Here is a 14,299-nt window from a genome sequence, read left to right as displayed (position 1 = left end):
CCGCCCCCCCCCCCCCCCCCCCCCCCCCCCCCCCCCCCCCCCCCACCGGAAGGATCAGGCGCGGGCGTACTGGGCGGGGCCGGAGTACGCGACGCCGAGCTTCGCGGCGGCCCGGCGCGGCCAGTACGGGTCGCGCAGCAACTCCCGACCCAGCAGCACCAGGTCGGCCTCGCCGTTGGCGACGATCTGCTCGGCGTGCTCGGGCTCCACGATCAGGCCCACCGCGCCGGTCGGCACGCCGGCCTCGCGGCGGATCTGGGCGGCCAGCGGCACCTGGTAACCCGGGCCGAGCGGGATCCGCTGATCCGTGCTCACCCCACCGGAGGACGCGTCGACCAGGTCGACGCCGACGCCGGCCAGCTCACCGGCGAGCACCACGCTGTCCTCGATCGTCCAGCCGCCCTCGACCCAGTCGGTGGCGGAGATCCGGGTCAGCACCGGCACGTCCTCGCCGACAGCGGCGCGCACCGCGCGGGCCACCTCCAGGGTGAGCCGCATCCGGGCCGCGCGGTCGCCGCCATACGCGTCGGTGCGGCGGTTGGTCAGCGGCGAGAGGAACTCGTTGAGCAGGTAGCCGTGAGCGGCGTGGATCTCCACGGCGGCGAATCCGGCGTCCAGGGCGCGTACGGCTCCGGCCGCGAACGCGTCGACCACACCGGCGATGCCGGCCTCGTCGAGGCTGGTCGGCGTCCGATAGTCGGCGGTGAAGGGCTCCGAGCCGGGGGCGACGGGCGTCCAGCCGCCCTCGGCGTCCGGCACGCCACCGCGCTCGGGTGCCCAGGGCCGGTAGGTGGAGGCCTTGAAGCCGGCGTGCGCGAGCTGCACGGCCGGCACCGCGCCGTGGGCGGCGACGAACGCTGTCACCGGTCGCCAGGCGTCGACGTGCGCGTCGGACCAGAGGCCGGTGTCCTGTGGGCTGATCCGGCCCTCGGGGAGGACGGCGGTCGCCTCGGTCAGCACCAGGCCGGCCCCGCCGACCGCGCGGCTGCCGAGGTGGATCAGGTGCCAGTCGGTGGGCAGACCGTCGGGGCCGGCGGAGTACTGGCACATCGGTGCCATGGCGATCCGGTTGGGCAGTGTGACCCCGCGCAGGGCCAGGGGAGTGAACAGGGAACTCATGGGCTCATCCTCTCCGACACGGCGACGGGCCCCCGGGGAGAGGGGCCCGTCGCCGTACTGGTGAATCGGTCAGGCAGGAACGGGGGTGAGCTCGGGCCGGGTGTCGGCGACCGGCTCCGGGTCGGTCAGGTCACGCCGGCCGGCGGACTCGTACGCGGCGCGGTCGAGAGTGCCCTCGCGGGCGGCGACCACTGTCGGCACCAGCGCCTGCCCCGCGACGTTGGTGGCGGTGCGGATCATGTCCAGGATCGGGTCGATGGCCAGCAGCAGACCGGCGCCGGCCAGCGGCAGGCCCAGCGTGCTGAGGGTCAGGGTGAGCATCACGATCGCGCCGGTCAGGCCGGCGGTGGCCGCCGAGCCGACCACTGAGACGAAGGCGATCAGCAGGTAGTCGCCGATGCCGAGCTGCACGCCGAACACCTGCGCCACGAAGATCGCGGCGAGGGCCGGGTAGATGGCGGCGCAACCGTCCATCTTCGTGGTCGCGCCGAAGGGCACCGCGAACGAGGCGTACTCGCGGGGGACGCCGAGGCGCTCGACGGAGCGCTGGGTCACCGGCATGGTGCCGACCGAGGAGCGGGACACGAAGGCCAGCTCGATCGCCGGCCAGGCGCCGGCGAAGAAGCGCAGCGGGTTGAGGCGGCCGGCGAGGATCAGCACCAGCGGGTAGACCACGAACAGCACGATGGCGCAGCCGACGTAGACGGCCGTGGTGAACTTCGCGAGGGGAGCCAGCAGGTCCCAGCCGTACGAGGCGACAGCGTTGCCGATCAGGCCGAGGGTGCCGATCGGGGCGAGCCGGATGACCCACCAGAGCGCCTTCTGGACGATCTCCAGCAGGGAGCGGTTCAACGCCACGAACGGTTCGGCGGGCTCGCCGACCAGCAGGGCCGCGGCACCGACGACGACGGCGAGGAAGACGATCTGGAGGACGTTGCCCTCGACGAACGCGCCGACCGGGTTGGTGGGCACGATGCCGGTGAGGAAGTCGGTCCACGAGCCGGTGTTCTTCGGCGCGGCCGCACCACCCAGGTCGAGGGTCACGCCCCTGCCCGGGTTGGTGAGCAGGCCGAGGCCGATGCCGATGCTCACCGCGATCAGCGCGGTGATGCCGAACCACATCAGGGTCTTGACGGCGAGCCGGGCGGCGTTGGCGACGCCACGCAGGCTGACCACGCTGACCACGATGGCGGTGAAGACCAGCGGCGGCACGGCCAGCTTGAGCAGTTGGACGAAGAGGCTACCGACGGTGTGCAGGGTGCTGGTCAGCCAGCTCAGGTCGTTGCTGCGGGCCAGGAAGCCCAGCGCGACGCCGAGCACGAGGCCGAGCAGGATCTGCACGGAGAAGGGAGTTTTGCGCAGGCTGAAGGGCATGAGGATGTATCCAATTGTCCGGTCCGATCGGGGCAGGCGTGGGAACGCGGCTAGCCCGGACAGATGCCACTGGCCTGCAGTCGGAGATCGACATACAGGCGGACAGTGAGGCCCCAGAGATTGGTCATCGCTCGCCGACGATACGCCGATTCCCGCTCATCGGAAGGACCGGACGGCGTGAGGCTCCTTACAGAGGGCCAGCGCGGTGGCGGTGCCCAGGCCCCACAGCACCGCCAGGGCGAGGATCAGCCGTTCCAGCACCCCCACCACCGGGCCTCGACCGATCACGAGCATCGCCAGCCCCACCGTGGCACAGAGCGGCAGGGCCAGCACGGCGGCGACGCCGGCCAGCCGACGCACCGTCCGGCCCGCCGGCACGGAGACGGCCAGCGCGATCATGGCGAAGACCACCGCGGCGGTCGCCGCGATGCTCGCGCCGCCGTGCACCAGGTCCGCCGTCGTCGCGCGCTCGAACGGCGGCAACGGGCAGCCGCCGGAGCAGGTCACCGCCCCCGACACGGCGGTGAACACCGCCCCGGTGGCGAGCAGCGCCGGGGCCGCCGCCCACACCCCGGGAGGCAGCGCCGCACCGATCAGCAGCAACGCGCCGGCAAGGGCCAGAATCCCGATCCGGTACGTCGCGGCGTGGGCGCTGCCGGCAATGCCCGCTTCGCTGACGTACCCGGTGAGCCCTGGACCGGGACCGGCGACCACGGCGAGTGTCACCGCCACCGCGCCGGCCAGGGTGCAGCCGGCCGCCGCGGACCCGGCGACCCGGCGGGCGACCTCACCGCGGGCGCTCGGCAGGGTCGGGGCGGTCGGCCGACCCGGCTCAGCCACGCCCGTGCGGCGTGCTCCAGCCGGACTCGTCCGGCCCGAGTGGCACGATGCCGCTGGGATTGATCTCCCGATGCGTGCCGTAGTAGTGCCGCTTGATGTGGTCGAAGTCCACGGTCTCACCGAAACCCGGCGTCTGGAACAGGTCCCGGGCGTACGCCCAGAGCACCGGCATCTCGGTCAGCTTGTCGCGGTTGCACTTGAAGTGCCCGTGGTACGCGGCGTCGAAGCGCACCAGTGTGGTGAACAGCCGCACGTCCGCCTCGGTGATCGCGTCGCCCATCAGGTAGCGCTGCCCGGCCAGCCGCTCGGAGAGCGCGTCCAGCCGGGCGAAGAGCGCCCGGAACGCCTCGTCGTACGCCTGCTGGGAGGTGGCGAACCCGCACCGGTAGACCCCGTTGTTCACATCGGTGTGGATCTCGGCCATCAGCGCGTCCATCTCGGGGCGCAGGTCGACCGGGTAGAGATCCGGGGCGTCGGGCGCGTGCAGTCGCCGCCACTCGGTGGAGAAGTCGAGGGTGAGCTGCGGGTAGTCGTTGGTGACCACCCGGCCGGTCAGTGTGTCGACGAGTGCCGGCACTGTCACCCGGCCGGTGTAGTCCGGGTCGGTGGCCAGGTACGCCTCGGAGAGGAAGCTCACGCCGAGCACCGGGTCGAAGCCGTCCGGGTCGAGGGCGAACGCCCAGCCCCGCTCGTCCCGGATCGGGTCGACGGTGCCCAGCGAGATCGCGTCGTCCAGCCCGAGCAGGCCACGCACGATCCTCGCCCGGTGCGCCCACGGGCAGGCCCGGCACCAGATCAGCCGGTAACGGCCGGCCTCCAACGGCCAGCGGTCCTGCTCGTCCGGGCCGCCGCCGGGTGGCGAGGTGGAGTCGGCGGTGACCCGACCCGTGAACCGGTTCGGCTGGCGGACGAACGCGCCGCCGCCACTGGTCTCTGCGCTGAACTGGGCCCGGGCCATGCCGTCAACCTATCCGCTGCCGGCGTGGATATCCTGGCGGCCGGCAGCCCTCGTGACCCGGTGGGCGTGCCCCACCCCCGCCGTCTGCACCCCTAAGGACTCGCGATGACCGTGGCATACCTGGTGGCCGGTGTCCGCACCCCGATCGGCCGGTACGCGGGCGCGCTGGCCGGCGTCCGCCCCGACGACCTGGCCGCGCACGTGATCCGGGAACTGGTCGCCCGCCACCCGTCGGTGGACTGGGCGCGGGTCGATGACGTCGTGCTCGGCTGCGCCAACCAGGCCGGCGAGGACAACCGCAACGTGGCCCGGATGGCGGCGCTGCTGGCCGGCCTGCCCGAGGAGGTGCCGGGCAGCACCGTCAACAGGCTCTGCGGTTCGGGCCTGGACGCGCTCGCCACCGCCGCCCGGTCCATCGTCGCCGGGGACGCGGAGCTGGTGATCGCCGGCGGGGTGGAGAGCATGAGCCGGGCGCCGTTCGTCATGCCGAAGGCGACGTCGGCGTACTCCCGCTCGGCCGAGGTGTACGACACCACCCTCGGCTGGCGGTTGGTGAACCCGCTGATGCGTGACGGGTGGGGGGTCGACTCGATGCCGGAAACGGCGGAGAACGTGGCCGCCGAGTACGGCGTCAGCCGGGCCGAGCAGGACGCTTTCGCGTACCGCTCGCAGCAGCGTGCGGCCAGGGCGCAGGCGGACGGCCGGTTCGCCGAGGAGATCGTGTCGGTGTCGGTGCCGGCTGGTCGACGGGAGACCAGGCTGGTCGAGGTCGACGAGCACCCCCGGGAGACCTCGCTGGACAAGCTGGCCGCGCTGCCCACCCCGTTCCGCGACGGTGGCACGGTGACCGCCGGCAACTCGTCGGGCGTCAACGATGGCGCTGTCGCCCTGCTGGTGGCCAGCGAGGCGGCGGTCGCCCGGTACGGCCTGACCCCGCTGGCCCGGATCGTCGGCGCGGCGGCGGCTGGTGTGCCGCCCCGGATCATGGGAATCGGCCCGGTGCCGGCCACCCGCAAGCTGCTCGAACGCGTCGGCGTCGAGGTGGGCGCGGTGGACGTGGTGGAGTTGAACGAGGCGTTCGCCGCGCAGTCCGTGGCGGTGTTGCGTGAGCTGGGGCTGCCCGTGGACGCCGAGCACGTCAACCCGAACGGTGGTGCCATCGCGCTGGGGCACCCGCTCGGCGCCAGCGGCGCGCGGCTGGCGCTGACCGCCGCCCTGGAGCTGCGCCGTCGCGGCGGACGCCGGGCTCTGGCCACCATGTGCATCGGCGTTGGTCAAGGCATCTCGCTGTTGCTGGAGTCAGCGGCCTAGAGTGGTCCACACCACACGACCCGCGGGTCGACCGGTGCCCACGCGTGCCCGCTGCGCGCCCCGACGCCGGTGCCGTCCCGCGCCGCGGCGATGAACTGGGGAGCACGCTGATGCCGGACGGACTGCCGACCGAGATCGATCTGACCAGGCCGAGCGCGGCCCGAGTGTACGACTACTTTCTGGGTGGAGCGCACAACTTCGAGATCGACAGGCAGTTGGCGGAGCAGATCGCCAGCATGACCCCGAATCTCGCCGCCACCATGCGCTCCGGTCGGGAGTTCCTGCGCCGGGCCGTCCGGGTGCTGCTCGACGCCGGCATCGACCAGTTCCTCGACATCGGCTCCGGAATTCCCACTGTGGGCAACGTGCACGAGGTGGCGCAGGGGGTGAACCCCAAGGCCCGCGTGGTGTACGTCGACATCGACCCGGTGGCGGTCGCGCACAGCCGGGAGTTGCTGGCTGGCAACGACCTGACCGGGGTCATCCACGCCGACCTGCGTGAGCCTGAGCGGATCCTCGCCGAGACCCGACAGCTCGGGCTGATCGACTTCAGTCGCCCGGTGGGCATCCTGCTGGCCGGGGTGGTCCACTTCATCCCGGACGCCGACCGGCCCGAGGCGATCCTCGCCACCCTGCGGGCCGCCGCCGCGCCGGGCAGTTTCCTGGTCGTCTCCCACTCCACGTTCGAGGACCAGCCGCAGGAGATGCTGGACGCCCAGCGCCTCTCCGCCCGCACCGCCACCGAGATCACCCTGCGCTCCCGTGCTCAGGTCACCGGCTTCTTCGGCGACTGGACCGTCCTGGAACCGGGTGTGGTGCACATGCCGCTCTGGCGCCCGGACTCACCGTCCGACGTGGACGAGCACCCGGAGCGGTTCGGCGCCTTCGGGGGCGTCGCCCGGTACGACCAGCCCGCCGGCTGATCCCGTGGCTGCCGTCCCGGACCCCGGCGGGGTCGATGCCGGCCGGGACCCCGGCGGGGTCGATGCCGGCCGGGACCCCGGCGGGGTCGATGCCGGCCGGGCGGACGCCCAGGGGTTCGCCGCCGACTGGGCCCGCGCGGTGCGTCGGCTCGGTTTCGTGCCGCTCAGCGTGGCCGAGACCGAGCGGCTGCTGCTGGCGCACACGATCCGGCTGGCCCAGGCGGTCCGGTCGGAGCCGTTCAGCGCGGAAGCGGCCGAGGAGGTCGGGCGGGCCCTGGTGGAGGCGCACCTCACCGAGCCGCAGGCCCTGGAGTGGACGCTGCACGCGTTCGGCGCGACCTTCGGGCACCGGGTGCTGTGCGACGGTGACCAGCCGGCCGACCTCGCCGACCGGATCGCTGCGGTGCAGGGCGGACTGGCCGCCGGGTTCGCCCGTGCGCTGCGCGACCGCACCTTCAGCCAGCAGGAGCGGATCGCCAGGTCGGCCTGGCAGGCGCGCGACGAGGTCGAGCAGGCGCTACGCGAGAGCGAGGCACGGTTCCGGGCGGTCTTCACCGGTGCCGCAATCGGAATCGGGATCGCCGGCGTGGACGGTCAGATCATCGACGTCAACCAGGCGTTCGCCGACATGCTCGGCTACTCGATCGAGGAGCTGCGCGAGACCAACGTGACAGGGCTGATCCACGCCGACGACGCGGCCGGGATGTGGGAGCTCTACAAGGAGATGATCGAGGGGAAGCACGACGCGGCCCGGGTGGAGAAGCGTTACTACCGCAAGGACGGTACGACGGTCTGGACGGATCTGGCCGTCTCGCTGATCCGACACGAGGGTCGGCCCCGATTCACCGTCGCGATGATCGAGGACATCACCGAGCGGTACGAACTCCAGCAGCGGCTGCGCTTCCAGGCGCTGCATGACCCGCTGACCGGGCTGCCCAACCGGACGCTGTTCTTCGAGACGTTGGGACGGGTGCTCGACACCGCGGACGCCGGGCAGCGCATCGGGGTGTGCTTCCTCGACCTGGACGGCTTCAAGGCGATCAACGACAGTCTCGGCCACGACCTCGGTGACCGGCTGCTCGTGATGATCGGCCGGCGGCTGGCCGCCTGCGTGGCCGACCACGGCCACCTGGTCGCCCGGATGGGCGGCGACGAGTTCGTGATCCTCGTCGACGGAGGGGACGACACCGACGACCCGGTCTCCGTGGCGGAAGCGGCGCTGGCCGCCGTCGCTGCCCCGGTCCACGTCGGTGAGCACCAGTTGGCCGTCTCGGCCAGTGTGGGCATCGTCCAGTGCCCGGCCTCGGAGACCAGCGCGTCCGAGCTGATGAAGGCCGCGGACACCACGCTCTACTGGGCCAAGGCGGCGGGCCGGGGCCGGTGGGCGGTCTACGACCCCGAGCGCGGCGCGCGGGACATCGCCCGTGCGGCGTTGGTCGCCGGGCTGCCCGCCGCGCTGGAGCGGGGCGAGTTCGTGCTGCACTACCAGCCGATCGTGTCGCTGCTGGAGGGCACCATGCTCGCGGTGGAGGCGCTGGTCCGTTGGGAGCATCCGGAGTTGGGCCTCATCGGGCCGGACCGGTTCATCGGCCTGGCCGAGGAGACCGGCCTGATCGTCCGGCTCGGCGAGTGGGTGCTGCGGCGGGCCTGCGAGGACGCCGAACGGTGGTGGCGGGAGTTCCCCGACGCCAGGCTCGTAGTCAGCGTCAATCTGGCTGCCCGGCAGGCCGACGAACCGGCCATCGTGGACACTGTCGCCGACGCCCTCCAGACCAGCGGGTTGCCCGCGGAGCTGCTCCAACTGGAGCTGACCGAGAGCGCCGTGATGGGCAGTGCCGGTGAACCCCTGCGCAGCCTGCACCGGCTCGCCGCGCTCGGCGTCCGGCTGGCCGTGGACGACTTCGGCACCGGGTACTCCAACCTGGCGTACCTGCGCCGGTTGCCGATCCACTGTCTCAAGCTCGCCGGTCCGTTCGTGGAGGGCATCCGCGCGGACGGGACCGACGTGGCGGCCGACCACCGCGACGAACGGATCGTCGACGCGTTGGTCCGGTTGGCGCACGCCCTGGAGCTGTGGGTCACGGCCGAAGCGGTGGAGACCGGTGTGCAGGCGGAACGGCTGCGGGCGCTGCGCTGCGACACCGGGCAGGGCCGATTCTTCGGTGCGCCAGCCCCGGCCGACGTGATCACCGCCAGGCTGCACGGCGGAGCGTCGGCGTGAGCGAGGGAACCAGCAGGTACAGCAGCGTGGCGCGAAGCGACGGCACGCGGCGGAGCGGGGGACCGTTCCGGTCCGGAGGGTGGCGACGGAGGATGGCGGCGTGGACCTGACGGACTCGCAGACGGCGGTGACGGTGGTGGCCGGGCTGGCCATCCTGGCCGGGTTGGCCGGCGTGGTGGTGCCGGGCCTGCCGGCGCTGCCGCTGTGCTGGGGTGGCGTGCTGCTCTGGGCGATCTTCGGCGGCGCGGGCCTGGTTGGCTGGGCGGTGTTCGCCGCCGCCACGCTGGTCGCCGGAGGTGGTGCTGTGATCAAGTACGCGTGGCCGGGCCGGAACCTGAAGCGCACCGGTGTGCCGACGTCCACGCTGCTCGCCGGTGGGGTGCTCGGCATCGTCGGGTTCTTCGTGGTGCCGGTCGTCGGCCTGGTGCTCGGCTTCGTCGCCGGGGTGTGGGCGGCCGAACGGCTCCGGCTGGGCAGTAATCAGCTCGCCTGGCCCTCCACAGTGCAGGCCCTGAAGGCCGCCGGCCTGTCGATGCTGGTGGAGTTCCTGGCCGGCCTCCTGGTCGCGGCCCTCTGGGTAGCCGGCCTCCTCCTGACCTGACCCAGCCTGACCCCGCCTCAGCCCCGCGATCTTGCACTTACTGCGCTGACATACGGCGCATCCCGCTGATATCGGCAACTGAAACTGCGAGATCGGCGCGGTGGAGGGGGCGTGACGCGCGGCGAGGGGACGGGGAGTGGGTGGGGCGCGGGGCACTTTTCGGGTACGGCGGAATGGCCGTACGTGAGAGAGAGGCGTGCCCCGCGCCACCGGGTCGGGCGGTCCGAGCGCCCGGGGTAGGCCCCTGTCGGGCCTGGTCACTGGTCCAGGATGCAGGTCGCGGTGGCCGGTCGGCAACGCAATTAGCCCGACGGCGGTGAGATTCCCACCGACTACGTATTGACCGCCTTGATCGGCCGGGACGACACTTTGCCCACTCGCACGCGGAACCACCTCAGGGAGGTGTGCAGTGGCCACGACGCCCGTGCCGACCGCCGAGCAACCGATGGACGACGACGCCCGACGGCTCGCTGAACTCGGCTACAAACAGGAGTTGCGCCGAAAGTGGAGCGGCTTCTCCAACTTCGCCATCTCCTTCTCGATCATCTCGATCCTGGCCGGCTGTTTCACCACCTTCGGCCAGGCGTGGAACAACGGCGGGCCGGTCGCCATCTCCTGGGGTTGGCCGCTGATCTCGCTGTTCATCCTGATCATCGGCTTCTGCATGGCGGAGCTGGTGTCGGCGTACCCGACAGCGGGTGGGATCTACTGGTGGGCGGCCACCATGGGCCGCCCGGTGCACGGCTGGTTCACCGGCTGGCTGAACCTGATCGGCCTGGTGGCCGTCACCGCCTCGGTGGACTACGGCTGTGCGACGTTCCTCAACCTCACCCTGTCGGCGCTCTTCGACGGTTGGGCCGGGACGCTGCGTCAGGCGTTCGTCCTCTTCGTGATCATCCTGGTGCTGCACGGGCTGATCAACATCTTCGGGCACCGGATCATCGACGTACTCCAGAACGTCTCGGTCTGGTGGCACGTGGCCGGCGCGGCCGTCGTGGTGGCCATCCTGGTCTTCGTGCCCGACAACCACCAGAGCTTCCAGTTCGTGTTCACCGAGCGGTTCAACAACTCCGGATTCGGCGACGGGGACATCGGCGGGCTGACGTTCTGGTTCTACGTGCTGCCGCTGGGCTTCCTGTTGACCCAGTACACAATCACCGGCTTCGACGCCTGCGCGCACGTCTCCGAGGAGACCCGGGGCGCCTCGCAGGCCGCGGCCCGTGGGCTCTGGCAGTCGATCTTCTACTCGGCGGTCGGTGGCTGGATCCTGCTGCTGGCGTTTCTCTTCGCGGCCACCGACGTCGAGGCGGTCAACGCCGCGGGCGGCTTCTCCGGCGCCATCTTCGAGTCGGCGCTGACCCCGGTCTTCTTCAAGATCGTCATCATCATCTCGACCATCGGGCAGTTCTTCTGCGGCATGAGCTGCGTGACCTCGATGAGCCGGATGGCGTACGCGTTCAGCCGGGACCGTGCCGTACCCGGATGGCGGCTGTGGTCGACCGTCGACCGCAACGGCACCCCGGTAAAAGCCATCATCGGCGCTACTTTGGCCGGCCTGGTGCTGACCCTGCCGGCGCTGTACGAGAGCTCCGCCGGTATCCCGATCGCCTTCTACGCCGTCGTCTCCGTCGCGGTGCTCGGGCTCTACCTGTCGTTCCTCATCCCGATCGCGCTCCGCCTGCGGATGGGCGACCGGTTCGTCCCCGGGCCGTGGACGCTGGGCCGCAAGTACAAGCTGTTCGGCTGGATCGCGGTGATCGAGATCGCGATCATCGCCGTCTACTTCGTGCTGCCGATCGTGCCCGCCGGAGTGCCCGGCAACGAAGGGTTCACCTGGTCGGCGGTGAACTACGCGCCGCTCGCCGTCGGCGGGGTGCTGCTCGTGGTCGCCGTCTGGTGGTACGCCTCGGCCCGCACGTGGTTCACCGGCCCGGTTCGTACCGTCGAGGAATCCGCGGGTGCGGCCGACCCGGCGCCGGCCGACGGCCCGGTCTGATCGGCACCCGGCGGGACGGACGGTGCTGCCGTCCCGCCGGGTTTGCGGCCCTTGCCACCGGGGGCATTGACGGTGATCCGGTTTGCCAGTAGACCTTGGTGATGGAGGCCCGCGAATGAGGAAAGCACCGCTCACGCTGGAACAACTGCGGGTCGCCGTCGCCGAGGGCGAGATCGACACCGTGGTGCTGGCCCTCGTCGACATGCAGGGCCGGTTGCAGGGCAAGCGGTTCCACGCGCCCTTCTTCCTCGACCAGGTGGTGGAGGGCGGCAGCGAGGGCTGCAACTACCTGCTCGCCGTGGACGTCGACATGAACACCGTCGACGGGTACGCCATGTCGAGCTGGGAACGCGGCTACGGCGACTTCGCGATGGTTCCGGACTTCGCCACGTTGCGCCGGGTGCCCTGGCAGCCCGGCTCCGCACTGCTGCTGGCCGACCTGACCTGGCTCGACGGCTCGGGTGACGTGGTCGCGTCGCCCCGGCAGATCCTGCGCCGACAGTTGGACCGGCTGGCCGAGCACGGGCTGACCGCGTACGCCGGCACCGAGTTGGAGTTCGTGCTGTTCCGCGACTCGTACGAGGACGCCTGGCAGCGCGGCTACCGCGACCTCACCCCGGCCAACCAGTACAACGTCGACTACTCACTGCTCGGCACCGCCCGGGTGGAGCCGCTGCTGCGCCGCATCCGGGTCGAGATGGCCGGCGCGGGGCTCACCCCGGAAAGCGCCAAGGGCGAGTGCAACCTCGGGCAACACGAGATCGCCTTCCGGTACGACGAGGCGGTGGCCTGCGCCGACCACCACGTCATCTACAAGAACGGTGCCAAGGAGATCGCCGCCCAGGAGGGGATGGCGATCACCTTCATGGCCAAGCCGAACGAGCGTGAGGGCAACTCCTGCCACATCCACTTCTCGCTGCGGGACTCCTCCGGCTCGTCGGCGATGCTCGGCGACGGACCGGCGCACCTGTCGCAGACCGGGCAGCGGGTGCTCGCCGGGCTGCTGGCAACCATGCGCGAGTTCAGCCTGCTCTTCGCCCCGAACATCAACTCCTACAAGCGCTACCAGCCGGGATCGTTCGCCCCGACCGCGCTGCGCTGGGGTGTCGACAACCGCACCTGCGCCCTGCGGGTGGTCGGGCACGGGCAGGGCATGCGCGTGGAGAACCGGGTGCCCGGCGCTGACGTCAACCCGTACCTGGCGATCGCCGGGCTGGTCGCCGGGGCGCTGCACGGCATCGACGGAGAGCTGGAGCTGGGTGCGGAGTGCACCGGCAACGCGTACGACGACCCGGAGGCCGAGCGCGTCCCCGGCACCTTGCGCGACGCTCTCGCCCTGTGGGAGGAGTCGACGGTGGCCCGCGAGGCGTTCGGCGCCGAGGTGGTGGCCCACTACGCCAACCAGGCGCGGGTCGAGCTGGCCGCCTTCGACGCCGCTGTGACGGACTGGGAGCTCAAGCGTGGCTTCGAACGCCTCTGACCCCGCGCCAACCCGCCCCACCTCCCGCGATCTTGCACTTTGTGTTGGTGGTTCGTGGAAATTCGCGGCTTTTATCGGTGCAGTAACTGCAAGATCGCGCAGGGGTAGGGGGTAGCGGTGTGACGGTTTTGGTGGATCCGGCTTCCGGGGTCGGGTTTCGGGAGGTTGCGGCGGCCTCTGTGGAGGACGTTGACGCGGCTATCGCGCGGGCGAGCGCCGCGTTTGCTGGCTGGCGGCAGGTGGGGGCGGGGGACCGGGCGCGGTTGCTGCGGCGGTTCGCCGCCGTGGTCGACGCGCATCTGGACGAGTTGGCAGTGCTGGAGGTGCGCAACTCCGGGCACACCATCGGCAACGCCCGATGGGAGGCGGGCAACGTCCGCGACGTCCTGGACTACTACGCCGGTGCGCCCGAGCGGTTGAGCGGGCGGCAGATCCCGGTGCCCGGCGGGTTGGACGTCACCTTCCACGAGCCACTCGGCGTGGTCGGCGTGATCGTGCCCTGGAACTTCCCGATGCCGATCGCCGCCTGGGGGTTCGCCCCGGCGCTCGCCGCCGGCAACACAGTGGTGCTCAAGCCCGCCGAGTTGACCCCGCTCACCGCGCTGCGCCTGGCCGAGCTGGCCCGCGAGGCCGGCCTGCCCGACGGCGTCTTCACCGTCGTCCCGGGCGAGGGCTCGGTGGTGGGGGAGCGGTTCGTCACCCACCCGGCGGTCCGCAAGATCTGCTTCACCGGCTCCACCGAGGTCGGCACCCGGATCATGGCCGGCTGCGCCGCCCAGGTGAAGCGACTCACCCTGGAGCTGGGCGGCAAGAGCGCGAACATCGTGTTCGCCGACGCCGACCTGGAGCGCGCCGCCGCGACCGCGCCGGGCGCGGTCTTCGACAACGCCGGCCAGGACTGCTGCGCACGGTCGCGGATCCTGGTCCAGCGTTCGGTGTACGACAGGTTCCTGGAACTGCTCGAACCGGCGGTACGCGCGGTGCGCGTCGAAGATCCGTCCCGCGACACCGCCGAGATGGGCCCGCTGATCTCCGCCGCCCAACGGGACCGGGTCGCCGGCTACCTCGACGGGGCGAAGATCGCCTTCACGGGCTCCTGCCCGGACGGCCCCGGGTTCTGGCACGCGCCAACCGTGCTGCTGGCCGACTCACCGGCCGACCGGCACTGGCGGGAGGAGATCTTCGGCCCGGTGGTCTCGGTGCTGCCGTTCGACGACGAGGCGGACGCGATCCGGCTCGCCAACGACACCGAGTACGGGCTCTCCGGCTCGATCTGGACCCGGGACGTGGGTCGGGCCCTGCGCCTTGCCCGCGCCGTCGACGCGGGCAACCTCAGCGTCAACTCGCACTCGTCGGTGCGCTACTGGACCCCGTTCGGCGGGATGAAGCGCTCCGGGCTCGGTCGTGAGCTGGGCCCGGACGCGCTGCTTTCCTTCACGGACGTCAAGAACGTGTTCATCGCGACGGAGGAGTGAC

Annotated in this window: 11 protein-coding genes; 7 read left to right on the top strand and 4 right to left on the bottom strand. The window is 71.5% G+C overall.

All coding sequences use genetic code 11. The features are described from left to right. Positions 1–54: 54 nt before the first annotated feature. The 4 genes from AB0B48_RS11530 to AB0B48_RS11515 all read right to left on the bottom strand — a co-directional run bounded on the left by AB0B48_RS11530 (position 55) and on the right by AB0B48_RS11515 (position 4,291). Positions 55–1,119, bottom strand: coding sequence for an NADH:flavin oxidoreductase/NADH oxidase (locus tag AB0B48_RS11530; RefSeq protein WP_357199353.1), 1,065 nt, complete (start codon positions 1,117–1,119; stop codon positions 55–57). Between the two features lie 69 nt (positions 1,120–1,188). Further along, on the bottom strand, positions 1,189–2,481 hold the full coding sequence (locus AB0B48_RS11525) for a dicarboxylate/amino acid:cation symporter (RefSeq protein ID WP_357199358.1): 1,293 nt from the start codon (positions 2,479–2,481) through the stop codon (positions 1,189–1,191). Positions 2,482–2,649: 168 nt separating this feature from the next. Continuing rightward, complete coding sequence (locus tag AB0B48_RS11520) at positions 2,650–3,333, bottom strand: DUF998 domain-containing protein (protein ID WP_357199350.1); 684 nt, start codon at positions 3,331–3,333, stop codon at positions 2,650–2,652. Beyond that, the gene (locus AB0B48_RS11515) at positions 3,326–4,291 is read right to left on the bottom strand and encodes a glutathione S-transferase C-terminal domain-containing protein (RefSeq protein WP_357199347.1); all 966 of its coding nucleotides are present in this window, start codon (positions 4,289–4,291) and stop codon (positions 3,326–3,328) included. The genes AB0B48_RS11520 and AB0B48_RS11515 overlap by 8 nt, the downstream gene beginning before the upstream one ends. 105 nt (positions 4,292–4,396) lie before the next feature. Between AB0B48_RS11515 and pcaF the strand changes: the two genes are divergently transcribed. The 7 genes from pcaF (at position 4,397) to AB0B48_RS11480 (ending at position 14,298) form a co-directional block, all read left to right on the top strand. Then, positions 4,397–5,602 carry a 3-oxoadipyl-CoA thiolase gene (gene pcaF / locus AB0B48_RS11510; protein ID WP_355009590.1) on the top strand — a complete coding sequence of 402 codons (1,206 nt, stop codon included), beginning with the start codon at positions 4,397–4,399 and terminating at the stop codon, positions 5,600–5,602. 110 nt (positions 5,603–5,712) lie between these two features. Continuing rightward, positions 5,713–6,525, top strand: a complete 813-nt coding sequence (locus tag AB0B48_RS11505) for an SAM-dependent methyltransferase (RefSeq protein ID WP_357199343.1) — start codon at positions 5,713–5,715, stop codon at positions 6,523–6,525. Between the two features lie 4 nt (positions 6,526–6,529). Further along, positions 6,530–8,746 carry an EAL domain-containing protein gene (locus AB0B48_RS11500; protein ID WP_357199341.1) on the top strand — a complete coding sequence of 739 codons (2,217 nt, stop codon included), beginning with the start codon at positions 6,530–6,532 and terminating at the stop codon, positions 8,744–8,746. 100 nt (positions 8,747–8,846) lie between these two features. Further along, a complete protein-coding gene (locus tag AB0B48_RS11495; protein WP_357199339.1) occupies positions 8,847–9,347 on the top strand; it encodes a DUF456 domain-containing protein in 501 nt (166 codons plus the stop codon). A gap of 409 nt (positions 9,348–9,756) precedes the next feature. Next, entirely contained in the window at positions 9,757–11,343 is a 1,587-nt protein-coding gene (locus AB0B48_RS11490) for an amino acid permease (protein ID WP_357199336.1), read from the top strand. A gap of 115 nt (positions 11,344–11,458) precedes the next feature. After that, positions 11,459–12,823 carry a glutamine synthetase family protein gene (locus AB0B48_RS11485; RefSeq protein WP_355009585.1) on the top strand — a complete coding sequence of 455 codons (1,365 nt, stop codon included), beginning with the start codon at positions 11,459–11,461 and terminating at the stop codon, positions 12,821–12,823. Positions 12,824–12,942: 119 nt separating this feature from the next. Then, the gene (locus AB0B48_RS11480) at positions 12,943–14,298 is read left to right on the top strand and encodes an aldehyde dehydrogenase family protein (protein ID WP_357199333.1); all 1,356 of its coding nucleotides are present in this window, start codon (positions 12,943–12,945) and stop codon (positions 14,296–14,298) included. The last annotated feature ends 1 nt before the right edge of the window (position 14,299 follow it).

The sequence above is a fragment of the Micromonospora sp. NPDC049089 genome, from assembly GCF_040648775.1.
GTDB lineage: Bacteria > Actinomycetota > Actinomycetes > Mycobacteriales > Micromonosporaceae > Micromonospora.
This window is presented reverse-complemented; position numbering and strand designations above follow the sequence as displayed.

What these genes read in the sequence shown, in the direction of transcription:
- AB0B48_RS11530 (WP_357199353.1), bottom strand. Translation starts at nt 1,119, where the DNA reads ATGAGTTCCCTGTTCACTCCCCTGGCCCTGCGCGGGGTCACACTGCCC.
- AB0B48_RS11515 (WP_357199347.1), bottom strand. Translation starts at nt 4,291, where the DNA reads ATGGCCCGGGCCCAGTTCAGCGCAGAGACCAGTGGCGGCGGCGCGTTC.
- pcaF (WP_355009590.1), top strand. Translation starts at nt 4,397, where the DNA reads ATGACCGTGGCATACCTGGTGGCCGGTGTCCGCACCCCGATCGGCCGG.
- AB0B48_RS11505 (WP_357199343.1), top strand. Translation starts at nt 5,713, where the DNA reads ATGCCGGACGGACTGCCGACCGAGATCGATCTGACCAGGCCGAGCGCG.
- AB0B48_RS11485 (WP_355009585.1), top strand. Translation starts at nt 11,459, where the DNA reads ATGAGGAAAGCACCGCTCACGCTGGAACAACTGCGGGTCGCCGTCGCC.